The following is an 11,002-nucleotide window of genomic DNA, read 5'->3' on the forward strand; positions in this document are numbered from 1 at the left end:
CTGGCTGGCCGAGGCCGAGGCCAGCAGGCTGGGCACGGGCGCGGGGCTGGGCCGTGGCGCCGGTGGCGCGGGCGGCGGCGCCATGGCCAGCTCGAGCGGCGGGCCGGCGGGCGGCGCGGCGGCATAGGTGGAGCCGTCCGGAATCGGCTCCATGCGCACCACAGGGCCGGCGGCCGGGGCGGCGGCGTAGGTGGAGCCGTCCGGGATCGGGTCCATGCGCACCACGGAGCCACCACCCAGCGAGGTGCCGATCGACGGATCGAGGCTGGCCACCTGCACCGATTCGGTGCTGTAGGTGGAGCCGTCCGGGATCGGGTCCATGCGCACCACCGGGCCCGGCGGCAGGCTCGCCACGCGGATGCCCGGGTCCACCGCGTTGCGCTGCTCGCGCAGCGCCAGCATGGTGGCGGTGTCGCCGCGGCGCGGTCCGGCCGGGATGCTCAGCGGGATCTCCGCCGCCGCATAGACCTCCGGCGCCGCGCGGCGGCCTGGATGCGCGTCGACGATTCGCGGGCCGATGCGGGCGACGTAGTTGCGCGTCTCGGCCGGCAGGCCGCGGCCGTTCCAGAGGTAGTCCTCCAGGCGGCGCGGGCCGGCATTGTAGGCGGCGAGGAAGGCCGGGCTGCCATACAGCTCGTACATCTCGCGCACATAGGCGGTGCCGGCCATGATGCTGTTCCACGGGTGGTAGGGGTCGTCCCCCAGCCCGTAGCGGCCGCGCAGCTCGGCATAGGTGCCGGGCATCACCTGCATCAGCCCCATCGCGCCCACCGGGCTGCGGGCGCCGACGCGGCCGCCGCTCTCCTGCCGCATCACCTCGCGGATCCAGCGTTCCGGCACGTCGAAGCGCTTGGAGGCTTCGCGGATATACGGCCCCCATGGATCGCTGGACGGGCCGGGCGCGTCATAGCTGCTGGGTTGCGGGTAGGCGGCCGACTGCGCGGCGGCGCCGGAACTGACGGTCCTGGTCTGCTGGCTGCTGCCGCAGGCGGCCAAAAGGCCCACCAGCGACAAGGTGGCCATCATGCGGACGCGCCCCCCCGGCGCCATCCGACCGTACTGGAACGGAGTCATCCCCTGTTCTCCGTCTGGCCCGGTGGATCTGGTTCCTGTGCTGGACCGCCTGCGCCCCCACGCCGACGAATCCGGAACCGCCCCGGGTTTAGGTTTCAGCAGAACATCTGCCCGCAAAGCGCTAAAGGATACAGCAGATTAGCGCAAGCCTCGTGTGCGGGGGCGGCCGCCCCCCTGGCGTTCGCGTCGCCGGCACACCACTCATAGGGAAATGGGGAGCGAAACCCTGGGCATTGCCCGGCGGGGCTTCCGTCTCCCTGGAATCGCAGCTTCCGGATAAAGGGTTCACGCATGTCCGCGCCCTCCCGCCTCTCTCGCAGCCTTCGCGCCGGGCTTGCCGTGATGTTGATCGGCGGCACGGTGGCCGCCTGCGCACCGCAGCAGACCGGCGCCACCTACAGCAGCGCCGCGCTCGGCCGCGCCGCCTCCGTCTCCTATGGCACCATCGTCGGCATGCGGCCGGTCCAGGTGCAGGGCAACAGCTCCGGCGTCGGCACCGCCGCGGGCGCCGTGGCCGGCGGTGTCGCCGGCAGCTTCATCGGCGGCGACTGGCGCTCCAACGCGCTGGCCGGCCTGGGCGGCGCGGTGCTCGGCGGCCTCGCCGGCAACGCCATCGGCCGCGGTGTCAGCGATGGGCAGGCCGTCGAGTTCTTCGTGCGCGAGGACCAGGGCGGCGACATCTCGGTGGTGCAGACCAACGAGGAGGGCCTGGGGGTCAATGACCGTGTCGTGATCGCGCGCGGCGACCGGACCCGCCTCAGCCGCGCCGCCGGTGGCCCGCCGCCTGGCGCCTATGCCCCGCCGCCCGCCTCCTACGGCACCGTCCCCTACGGCACCCCCCCGGCGCATGGCGCCAGCTATGGCGGTCCGAAATACTGATCCGCGCAACACGCCGGGGCGATCCTTCGCCCCGGCCGCTGGCGGCCCGGAAGATTTGGGGTGTATAGAGCGGCCGCCATGCAGCAAGCGGTTCTTCCCACCTATCGCATCGACGCCAACCAGCCGGACCGCGCCGGCCGGGCCATGGCAGACATCAGGGCCGGCTTCGCCTCCTGGCGGCTGGCCTGGACGCTGGCGCGGCTCGACCTGCGCAACCGCTACCGCGGCTCGGTCATCGGGCCGTTCTGGGTCACGCTCTCCACCGCCGCGCTGGTGGCGGGCATGGGGCTGCTCTACGCGCAGCTCTTCCGGCTCGATATCGCCAACTACCTGCCGCATCTGGCGGCCAGCCTGATCACCTGGAACGCCCTCTCGGCCATGGTGTCGGAGGCCACCACCTGTCTCTCCAACGCCGAGGGGGTGATCCGCCAGCTGCGCCTGCCGCTGACCACCCACGCGCTGCGCTGCGTCTTCCGCAACGCGCTGAACGCGGCGCACAGCCTGCCGCTGATCCTGGTGGTGTTCGCGCTGATGGGCCACTGGCCGGGCGCCGAGGCGCTGCTGATCATCCCGGGCCTCGCGGTGCTGGCGGTGAACGCCCTCTCCGTCTCGCTGCTCCTCGGCATGATCTGCGCCCGGTTCCGCGACATCGGCCCGATCGTCGCCAATGTCATGCAGCTCGCCTTCTTCATGACGCCGGTGATCTGGAAGCCGGAGCTGCTGGGGGAGAGCGCCAAGTGGCTGCCCCTCAACCCGTTCTACACCATGCTGGAGATGGTGCGCGGCCCGCTGGTCGAGGGCGGCGGCTCGCTGACCACCTGGCTGGCCGCGCTGCTCTACACCGGCGTGCTGGGCGGCACCGCCATGGCCTTCTTCGTCCGCTTCCGCAGCCGCGTCGCCTTCTGGGTCTGAGCAGCCATGGCCAGCATTTCCGCCCGTGGGCTGAGCATCGCCTTCCCGCTCTATCACCTGGCCGCGCGCAGCCTGAAGAAGCGCCTGCTGGCCAAAGCCGCCATCCGCGTGAAGACCGACGAGTCGAACCGCGTCGTCGTCTCCGCCCTGCACGACCTGACCTTCGAGATCCGCCGTGGAGAGCGTGTGGCGCTGGTCGGCACCAATGGCGCCGGCAAGACCACCCTGCTGCGGACACTCGCCGGCATCTACGAGCCGGTCGCCGGCGAGCTGGTGGTGGAGGGCGAGATCGGCTCGCTGATCGACCCCGCCGCCGGCATGGATTCCGACAGCACGGGGCGCGAGAACATCCGCCTGCGCGGCCTCTACCGCGGCATGAGCGAGGCGGAGATCGCGGCCCTGGAGCAGGACGCCGCCGCCTTCTCCGGCCTTGGCGAGTTCCTCGACGTGCCGACGCGCGGCTACTCCGCCGGCATGCAGGTGCGGCTCGCCTTCGCCATGGCCACCGCCATCACGCCGCAGATCCTGCTGATGGACGAGTGGTTCCTGGCCGGCGACGCCGACTTCATGACCAAGGCCGAGGAGCGGCTCGCCCGGCTGGTGACGGGTGCCGACATCCTGGTGATCGCCACCCATGACATGAACGTGGTGCGCCGCTGGTGCACCCGCGTCATCAAGCTGGAAGCCGGCCGCATCGTCGCCGACGGCACCGTGGAGCAGGTTCTGGGCGCGGTGCAGTCGCCGCATGCGGAAACGCCGCAGGCGGCGGAGCAGGCCTAGAGCAAAGCCCGGCCGGCTCCATCTCTTCCCGCGCCGCAACCGGGGGCGGGGGGAGACGTTTTCCTGGAAACCCGCCGGGCGCTCCTGCCCCCGGGTGAACAGGGAGCAAGCCGATGACGCAAGGAAAGTCTCAGGACCAGCATGGCGGCCACGGCTCGGCCGAGGGCAAGAAGGGCGTGTCGCAGGAAACCGTGGGCAGCGGCAAGGCGAACGATCCCAACAATTTCGCCAATGACCACGAGCGCGCGGCCGAGGCAGGCCGCAAGGGCGGCCAGAACAGCCACAAGAACGACTGAAGCGACTCCGGCCGGATCGTATCATCCGGCCGGCTGCCGCTTCGGCGTCCTTGTCGTGCGGAATATGGCTGGGCGGGCTGGCCGGTCAGAGCAGGCCGCAGGCAGCCAGCTTTGCCTGATCGCGTGAAGGTTCCCGCGAAAACAATGAGCCAGGGCCTTATCCGTGAGCCAGTGCGGACGGAAAGGCTCTAGTCGGCCGCCGGCTTGCCGCGCAGCCGCTTGGTGACGCCGCGCTGGGATTTGCCTTCCAGCCGGCGCTTCTTCGAGCCAAGGGTCGGGCGCGTCGGCCGCCGCTTCGGTGGCGGCGGCGCCGCGGCCTCGCGGATCAGCTCCAGCAGCCGCTCCAGAGCATCCTCCCGGTTCCGCGCCTGGGTGCGGAACTGCTGCGCGGTGATCACCACCTCCCCCGCCGCCGTGGCCCGGTGGCCGGCGAGGCGGATCAGCCGCTCCCGCACCGGCTCCGGCAGGCTGGGCGAGTTGCGCGCGTCGAAGCGCAGCTGCACCATCGTCTCCACCTTGTTGACGTTCTGCCCGCCGGCGCCGGAGGCGCGCGCGAAGCTTTCCGTCAGCTCGGATTCGTCGATGCTCAGGCGGGCGGTGACGGGTATGCGGGGCATGGTGCCAGACCTTGGGGGATGAAAAGAATCCGGGGGAATGAATTCCCCCGGGGCCCCCTTCTTTTTTCTGCGAGTTCGGGGGGAGCGGCGCTTTACAGGGCGGGCATCGGCTCGGCGATGGCGCTGTCCATCGGCATCTTGCCGAGCGCGCCCCAGGCGCGGTCGTATTGCGGCGGGATGCGCAGCGCCTCGGTGCGGCCCAGCGCCGCCGCGGCGTGCAGCGGCCAGTACGGGTCGCGCAGCAGGGCGCGCGCCAGCAGGATCAGGTCGGCCTTGCCCTCGGCGAGGATCTCCTGCGCCTGCTGCGGCTCGGTGATCATGCCGACAGCCGCCACGGGGATCTCCGCGCCGGCGCGCACGGCGGCCGCGCCCGGCACCTGGTACCCGGGGCCGACCGGGATCTGCGCCGGCACCAGCGCGCCGGAGGAGACGTCGATCAGGTCGATCCCCTGCGCCTTCACCTGGCGCGACAGCTCCACCGTCTCCTCGGTCGTCCAGCCGCCCTCCGTCCAGTCGGTGTGGGAGAAGCGGATGGCCAGCGGCATCTCCTCCGGGATGGCGGCGCGCACGGCGGCCACCACCTCGCGCGTCAGCCGCGTGCGCCCGGCGAAGTCGCCGCCCCAGCCATCGTTGCGCTGGTTGGAGAGCGGCGAGAGGAACTGGTGCAGCAGGTAGCCATGCGCCGCGTGGATCTCGATGAAGCGGTAGCCCGCCGCCACCGAGCGGCGCGCCGTGGCGACGAAGTCGGCGATCACCTGGGCGATGTCGGCCTCCGTCATGGCGCGCGGCATCCGCAGGCCGGGGAAGGCCACGGCGCTCGGCGCCAGCGGCTCCCAGCCATGCTGGTCGTCGCCGGCCACGCCGCCCACCCAGGGCGGGCTGCTGCTGGCCTTGCGCCCCGCATGCGCGATCTGGATGCCCGGCACCGAGCCGGCGGCGGCGATGGCGGCGGTGAGCCGGGCGTGGCCGGGGATGTGGGCGTCGCTCCACAGGCCCAGATCGGCGGGGGTGATGCGCGCCTCGGGGCTGACGCCGGTGGCCTCCGCGATCACCAGCCCGGCACCGCCGATCGCCCGCGCGTGCAGATGCGCCAGGTGCCACTCGGTCGGCATCCCGTCCGGCGCGCAGCTGTACTGGCACATGGGGGAGACGCCGATGCGGTTGCGCAGCGTCACGCCCCGCAGCGTCAGGGGCTCGAACAGGTCGGTCATGAAGCGTTCCTCCAGGTTCCGGGCGGCAATGGCCCCCCGGGCTGCATCTGTGGCTGGGCCATGGGTTGCATCTGTGGCTGCCAGGGCGGCAGCCGGCCCAGGCGGTTCTCGAACACGGCGAACCAGGCGGGGCCGCCGGCGGCGCGCGGCAGCAGCCGCCCCGCCGCGTCGGCCGGGAAGCGCGAGAGGGTGACGGCATCGGCCACGTTGCCGCCCACCGCCTCCACCACGCCGGGACCGGCGGCCACCACGATGTCGCAATGCATCGGCCGGAACTGGCCGATCTCGGCCCAGCGCGCCTGCCAGTGCGCCAGCGGCCGGCGGGAGCGGTCGGCGCAGAGCAGGTCGCCCGGCTGCGGCGCGTAGCCGGTCCAGTCCCGCGGCAGGAAGGGCGCGGTGGCCGGGAAGTCCCGCGCATCGGCCATCATGCCGTCGATGTAGAAGGCGTGCGCGGCGGAGGGCGGGAATTCCCGCCGGTCCACCCCCGCGCCGCGCATCACGTAGCTGATGAAGGCGGCCGACCAGGCCGGCTCCGACCACAGCGAGGCCGGCGCGCCGGGATCGGCCAGCGCGTTGGCGTAGCGGGCGCGGTTGCGGGCGATGGCGGCCTCGCCCTCCTCCGTGGCGCGCCAGTAGGCCAGCACGCGCGGGAAGCTGGCCGCCGCCGATTCCGGCCCGGGCAGGCCGCCGGGGGCGTCCTCGTGCAGGGCGGGGCCGGCCGTCGGTTCCACGACGATGCGGCCCCATTCCTCCCATTCCGCCAGGGCCAGGCGCAGCATCCGCTCGCGCGCCGAGGGCGGGTAAGGCAGGGGCGGCGCCAGGCCGGCGCTGGCGGGCGGCGGGGGCGCGGCGCAGGCGGCGGGCAGCAGCGCCAGCAGCAGCGCCGCCAGGCCGGCATGGCGGCGCCAGCCTTTCGGCACCCGGTCCTTCAGGGCCATGCGTGCCGTCTCAGCCCAGTGCCGTGGCCGGCTGGGAAAAGCGCAGGATGGCGGCATCGGGCGCCATCAGCCCCATCAGCACGGCGGGCTGGGTGGCGGCGTTGCCCTCGCCGGCCAGCGGGCTGGTGAGCACCTCCAGCGCCTCGCCCAACTCCCGCACGCGGCCCCGCAACTCGGCGAAGCAGGCCTCGGTGAGGGCTGCCACCCGCTCCTGCTCGGCCGGCTCCAGCACGATGAAGCCGCCCTGCGCGGCCAGGCGCAGCGCGTTCAGCGCCCGCATCAGCAGCCCCAGCTTGAAGGACCAGAAGCCGCCATCCTCCTCCCAGCGGCCATCCCGGTACAGGCGCACGAAGGGCGTCTCCAGCCGGTGCGAGCCCTTCTCCAGCGGCACGTTGAGGATGCCGAGCTGCACCGCCGCCAGCGCCTGCCGCAGCGCCGCCTGCAGCACCGGCTCCGGCCGGCGCGGCAGCAGCCGGGCCAGCGCCAGCATGGCGGCGGCGTGGCAGTCCAGATAGGCCGTCTTGCCGGCATCGGCGAAGGCGCCGCCCGTCTCCTCCGGCTGCTGCAGCCGCACCAGCAGCGTCAGCCCGTGGTCCAGAAGCTCCGCGTAGCGCGGCTCCTCCGTGGCGCGCAGCATGGTGTCGAGCGAGAGCAGGGCGAAGGCGAGGGAGCGCAGATAGACGCGCCCCGGGCTGGCCTGGCCGTCCGGTCCCAGCCCGGCGAAGAACTGCGTCACGTGCCGGTCGTACCAGACGCGCATCTGCGCCTGGCGCTCCGCCGGCAGCGGCGCCGCATAGGCGTTGTGGGCGGCGAAGAAGATCTGCGTGGCCACCGCGTTGAGGGCGGTGCCGGCATCGGGGCTCAACCCGGCATCGCGGCCGGACAGGATGGCGGGCTCGTCCAGGATGGCCTGGTAGGCGGGCAGCCCGGCCGCCAGCGTGCCGGCCGTCAGCAGCCGCGCTTCCTGGATGCTGGCCTCGGCGCCGCCTTCGACGCGCGGGAAGAGGTAGCGCGTCAGCACCCAGTGCAGCCGGCCATTCTGCGTCCGGGCCTTGATGCTTTGCAGCGCCTGCGGCGCCAGCGGCGCGATGTGCAGGCCGTTCGCGGCGCCCGGCGCGGTTTCCTCGATGAGGCTGAAAAGGCGGGTCGGCCCCTGGTGCAGCGTGAACAGCTCCGTGCCGGCCGCCGGCAGGGGCAGGAAGCGCCCGTCCCGCTCGGTGAACAGCTGGCCGAAGGGCCGCTCCGCCTCGGCGGAAAGCTCGTCGAGCGCGGTGGTCAGGCGCACATTCTCCAGCGTCACGCCCGGCTCGGCGCGCAGCGTCACGCGCAGCAGCAGGCGCGGGTCGCGGGCCTGGATGGTGTATTCGTAGCGCAGCCGCGCCACCACGCGCTCCGTCTTGCGCAGCAGCCCGGCCTGCACCTTCAGCACGCTCTCATGGAACAGCAGCGCGCCCTCCGGCCGCGGCTCCACCCCATAGGCGGCGATGGTATCCTCGACATCCAGGCAATGCTGCTGCCGGCCCAGGCGGAACTCCACGAGGTGGCCGGTGTAGTGCATCTCGCGCCGGGCGGCGCCGCCCCGAACCGACTGGGTCAGCAGGCCGCGCGAGAGGTCGCCGCGGAACTCATAGCCCTGGGTGAGGATGACAAGCTGGCGCGGATCGGCGCTCTGGATGACGCATTCCGGCCCGGCGACGCGGCTGAACAGCAGATGGCCCGTGCCCATGCCGAGCAGGAAGTCGGTCAGCCCGTCGGCCAGCCCGCCCCAGCGCGCGTGCAGGTGCGGCTGGGCCAGCATCTCGGCGGCCGCGGCGCTGTCGGCCACCCAGCACCATTCGGAGGTGGGGAAAGGCAGATGCGTCTCGCGCAGGGCCGGCACCGCCTGCCCATCCAGCGTCACGGTGCGCAGGAGTTGCCGCTCCAGATAGGCGATGAGGCGGTCACGCTCGGGCTCGCGCAGCAATTCGGCCATCGGTCCTTCCGGCTCCGTTCCAGTCCTGTGGCGGCATGATAGGCCGGAAGCCAAGGTGGCGCACGCGGGGCGGCGGATCAACCGCCCAGCCTTCTCTCCCCCCGCGGCGGGCGCTCAGAACAGGGCGAGCTGCCGCGCCGCGCCGGAGGCCCCGCCCGCCGCCGGCGGCACGGCGAATTGCGCGCAGTCCAGGCTCTCCTGGCCGGGGCCGGGCGGGCCGGCGCGGTCCAGCCCCAGCCGGCGCGCGGCGACGCGGAAGCGGTGCGCCAGCATCTCCGCATAGGGGCCGGTGCCGGACATGCGCTGGGCGAAGCCGGCATCGTAGGCACGCCCGCCGCGCGTCTGCCGCACCAGCGAGAGCACGCGCTCGGCGCGGTCCGGCATGTGCGCGCGCAGCCAGTCCTCGAACAGCCCGGCGATCTCGAGCGGCAGGCGCAGCAGCACATAGCCGGCGCGGCTGGCGCCCTGGCTGCTGGCGCGCTCCAGGATGCGCTCCAGCTCCATGTCGTTCACCGCCGGAATCATCGGCGCGGCGAGCACGGCGGTGGGGATGCCGGCCCCGGCCAGCGCGCCCAGCGCGGCCAGGCGCCGCTCCGGCGTTGCCGCGCGCGGCTCCAGGATGCGCGCGAGGCCGGCATCGAGCGTGGTGACGGAGATGCACACCCGCACCAGCCGCCGCTCCGCCAGCCGCTTCAGGATGTCGAGGTCCCGCAGCACGCCGGCCGATTTGGTGACGATGGTGAGCGGGTGGCCGAAGCGCTCCAGCACCTCCAGCACGGCGCGGGTCAGCTTCAGCTGCCGCTCCACCGGCTGGTAGGGGTCGGTGTTGGAGCCGAGGGCAATGGGGCGCGGCACGTAGCCGGGCTTGCGTAGCTCCTTCTCCAGCAGCGCCGCCACATCGGCCTTGAAGATCAGCCGCGTCTCGAAATCCAGCCCCGGCGAGAGGCCGAGATAGGCGTGGCTGGGCCGGGCGTAGCAGTAGACGCAGCCATGCTCGCAGCCCCGGTAGGGGTTCACCGCGCGGTCGAACCCGACATCGGGCGAGTTGTTCCAGGCGATGACGGTGCGGGCGGAATCCTTCGTCAGCGTCGTCGGCAGCGGCGGCAGCGCGGCGAAGCTGTCCGCCAGCGTCTCCCAGCCATCGTCGAAGGCTTCCAGGGCCAGGCGGTCGAAGCGCACGGGGGGGTTTCCCGTGGCGCCACGGCCCTTGCGCGTGCCCTCCAGCAGGGCGGAGGCGGCGGGGCGGATGCTGCCCTCCGGCATGGTCGGTTCTTCCTCCGTTCCGGCCCGACTCTGCCGCCGCCGCGCGGCGAAAGTCAAGAACATGGCAGGAACATCATCCCGCCCGCCCTGGCGCCGGCGTGACTCGGCCACAGGGAGGGCTGTTCCGACAGCGGCACAATCCTCTATCTCTGCCACGCCAGCTCGCGAGGCCCCATGCACAGAGACACCGTCCTGATCTTTGCCCAGGCCCCGAGGCTGGGCGCGGTGAAGCGCCGCCTGGCCCGGGGCATCGGCGCCATGGCGGCGCTGCGCTTCTACCGCGGCCAGCTCGCGGCGGTCGCCCGCGCCATCGGCCGCGACAGGCGCTGGCGGACCCTGCTCGCCACCACGCCGGACGGCGCCCGCGCCCGCTGGCCGCGCGGCCCCGCCACCGTGCCGCAGGGCCGGGGCGGCCTGGGCGAGAGGCTGGACAACGCCACCCGCCCCCGGCGCGGCCGGGTGGTGGTGGTGGTGGTGGGCAGCGACATCCCCGGCGTCACCGCCGCCGACATCGCCGCCGCCTTCCGCGCCCTCGGCCGGGCGGATGCGGTGTTCGGGCCGGCGGAGGATGGCGGCTACTGGCTGGCCGGCCTCTCGGCACGGCGGCCGCCCCGGCCCTTCGGGCGGGTGCGCTGGTCCACCGAGCACGCGCTGGCCGATACCTTGGCCAACTTCACCGGCCGCCGCATCGCCCTGCTGCGCACGCTGCGCGACGTGGACACGGCGGAAGACCTGCAGGCCCTGCGCGCGCAGCCCGGCAGCTTCGCCAGCCTGCCGGTGCTGCCGGTGAAGCCCGCCAGCACCCGCAAGGCGAAGCGCCGGAAGCCACGCTGAAGGCAGCCAGAGCGGCGGGCGCGGCATCCCGCGCCCATACTGCGCCGGTCAGGGACGCACGGCCCGCCGCAATTCCTCGCGGCAGGCGGCGGCCGAGGCCGCGCAGCCGCCCTCCAGCCACCAGCGGCGCACCGCCGCCAGCGCCTGCCGCAGCGCCGGGCCGGGCGGCAGGCCCAGCGCCAGCGCGTCCCGCCCCTGCAACGGGAACACCGGGCGCGGCGTGGCG

At 73.3% G+C, this 11,002-nt stretch carries 11 protein-coding genes; 5 read left to right on the top strand and 6 right to left on the bottom strand.

Annotation, left to right across the window (positions count from 1 at the left end; all coding sequences use genetic code 11):
• On the bottom strand, positions 1–1,026 hold a 1,026-nt coding region (locus tag ACFOY6_RS22775; RefSeq protein WP_379652325.1), incomplete at its 3' end, for a lytic transglycosylase domain-containing protein.
• Positions 1,027–1,365: 339 nt separating this feature from the next.
• Between ACFOY6_RS22775 and ACFOY6_RS22780 the strand changes: the two genes are divergently transcribed.
• The 4 genes from ACFOY6_RS22780 (at position 1,366) to ACFOY6_RS22795 (ending at position 3,941) form a co-directional block, all read left to right on the top strand.
• Positions 1,366–1,953, top strand: coding sequence for an outer membrane lipoprotein (locus ACFOY6_RS22780; protein ID WP_379652326.1), 588 nt, complete (start codon positions 1,366–1,368; stop codon positions 1,951–1,953).
• A gap of 78 nt (positions 1,954–2,031) precedes the next feature.
• Complete coding sequence (locus ACFOY6_RS22785) at positions 2,032–2,865, top strand: ABC transporter permease (RefSeq protein WP_379632371.1); 834 nt, start codon at positions 2,032–2,034, stop codon at positions 2,863–2,865.
• A 6-nt stretch (positions 2,866–2,871) separates the two neighbouring features.
• Positions 2,872–3,645 (top strand): ABC transporter ATP-binding protein, encoded by a 774-nt coding sequence (locus tag ACFOY6_RS22790; RefSeq protein ID WP_379632369.1) that lies wholly within the window; start codon positions 2,872–2,874, stop codon positions 3,643–3,645.
• A gap of 113 nt (positions 3,646–3,758) precedes the next feature.
• Positions 3,759–3,941: a KGG domain-containing protein gene (locus ACFOY6_RS22795; protein ID WP_109518863.1), complete on the top strand. Its 183-nt coding sequence runs from the start codon at positions 3,759–3,761 to the stop codon at positions 3,939–3,941.
• Positions 3,942–4,129: 188 nt separating this feature from the next.
• On the opposite strand, the gene arfB is transcribed toward ACFOY6_RS22795, so the two are convergent.
• From arfB to ACFOY6_RS22820, 5 genes are all read right to left on the bottom strand, one after another.
• Positions 4,130–4,558 (bottom strand): alternative ribosome rescue aminoacyl-tRNA hydrolase ArfB, encoded by a 429-nt coding sequence (gene arfB / locus ACFOY6_RS22800; protein ID WP_379635873.1) that lies wholly within the window; start codon positions 4,556–4,558, stop codon positions 4,130–4,132.
• Between the two features lie 92 nt (positions 4,559–4,650).
• Positions 4,651–5,769, bottom strand: a complete 1,119-nt coding sequence (locus ACFOY6_RS22805) for an NADH:flavin oxidoreductase/NADH oxidase (RefSeq protein ID WP_379652327.1) — start codon at positions 5,767–5,769, stop codon at positions 4,651–4,653.
• The gene (locus tag ACFOY6_RS22810) at positions 5,766–6,707 is read right to left on the bottom strand and encodes a DUF2272 domain-containing protein (RefSeq protein ID WP_181378268.1); all 942 of its coding nucleotides are present in this window, start codon (positions 6,705–6,707) and stop codon (positions 5,766–5,768) included. The genes ACFOY6_RS22805 and ACFOY6_RS22810 overlap by 4 nt, the downstream gene beginning before the upstream one ends.
• A gap of 10 nt (positions 6,708–6,717) precedes the next feature.
• Positions 6,718–8,679, bottom strand: coding sequence for a hypothetical protein (locus ACFOY6_RS22815; RefSeq protein WP_379652328.1), 1,962 nt, complete (start codon positions 8,677–8,679; stop codon positions 6,718–6,720).
• Positions 8,680–8,793: 114 nt separating this feature from the next.
• Positions 8,794–9,942: a PA0069 family radical SAM protein gene (locus tag ACFOY6_RS22820; RefSeq protein ID WP_379652329.1), complete on the bottom strand. Its 1,149-nt coding sequence runs from the start codon at positions 9,940–9,942 to the stop codon at positions 8,794–8,796.
• A 174-nt stretch (positions 9,943–10,116) separates the two neighbouring features.
• Between ACFOY6_RS22820 and ACFOY6_RS22825 the strand changes: the two genes are divergently transcribed.
• Complete coding sequence (locus ACFOY6_RS22825; RefSeq protein ID WP_379652330.1) at positions 10,117–10,776, top strand: TIGR04282 family arsenosugar biosynthesis glycosyltransferase; 660 nt, start codon at positions 10,117–10,119, stop codon at positions 10,774–10,776.
• Positions 10,777–11,002: the final 226 nt, after the last annotated feature.

It is taken from the genome of Teichococcus aestuarii (genome assembly GCF_042651065.1).
Lineage (GTDB): Bacteria > Pseudomonadota > Alphaproteobacteria > Acetobacterales > Acetobacteraceae > Pseudoroseomonas > Pseudoroseomonas aestuarii.

Excerpts from the sequence above, each read along its gene's own strand:
- ACFOY6_RS22780 (WP_379652326.1), top strand. The coding sequence starts at position 1,366 with ATGTCCGCGCCCTCCCGCCTCTCTCGCAGCCTTCGCGCCGGGCTTGCC.
- ACFOY6_RS22785 (WP_379632371.1), top strand. The coding sequence starts at position 2,032 with ATGCAGCAAGCGGTTCTTCCCACCTATCGCATCGACGCCAACCAGCCG.
- ACFOY6_RS22790 (WP_379632369.1), top strand. The coding sequence starts at position 2,872 with ATGGCCAGCATTTCCGCCCGTGGGCTGAGCATCGCCTTCCCGCTCTAT.
- ACFOY6_RS22795 (WP_109518863.1), top strand. The coding sequence starts at position 3,759 with ATGACGCAAGGAAAGTCTCAGGACCAGCATGGCGGCCACGGCTCGGCC.
- arfB (WP_379635873.1), bottom strand. The coding sequence starts at position 4,558 with ATGCCCCGCATACCCGTCACCGCCCGCCTGAGCATCGACGAATCCGAG.
- ACFOY6_RS22805 (WP_379652327.1), bottom strand. The coding sequence starts at position 5,769 with ATGACCGACCTGTTCGAGCCCCTGACGCTGCGGGGCGTGACGCTGCGC.
- ACFOY6_RS22810 (WP_181378268.1), bottom strand. The coding sequence starts at position 6,707 with ATGGCCCTGAAGGACCGGGTGCCGAAAGGCTGGCGCCGCCATGCCGGC.
- ACFOY6_RS22815 (WP_379652328.1), bottom strand. The coding sequence starts at position 8,679 with ATGGCCGAATTGCTGCGCGAGCCCGAGCGTGACCGCCTCATCGCCTAT.
- ACFOY6_RS22820 (WP_379652329.1), bottom strand. The coding sequence starts at position 9,942 with ATGCCGGAGGGCAGCATCCGCCCCGCCGCCTCCGCCCTGCTGGAGGGC.
- ACFOY6_RS22825 (WP_379652330.1), top strand. The coding sequence starts at position 10,117 with ATGCACAGAGACACCGTCCTGATCTTTGCCCAGGCCCCGAGGCTGGGC.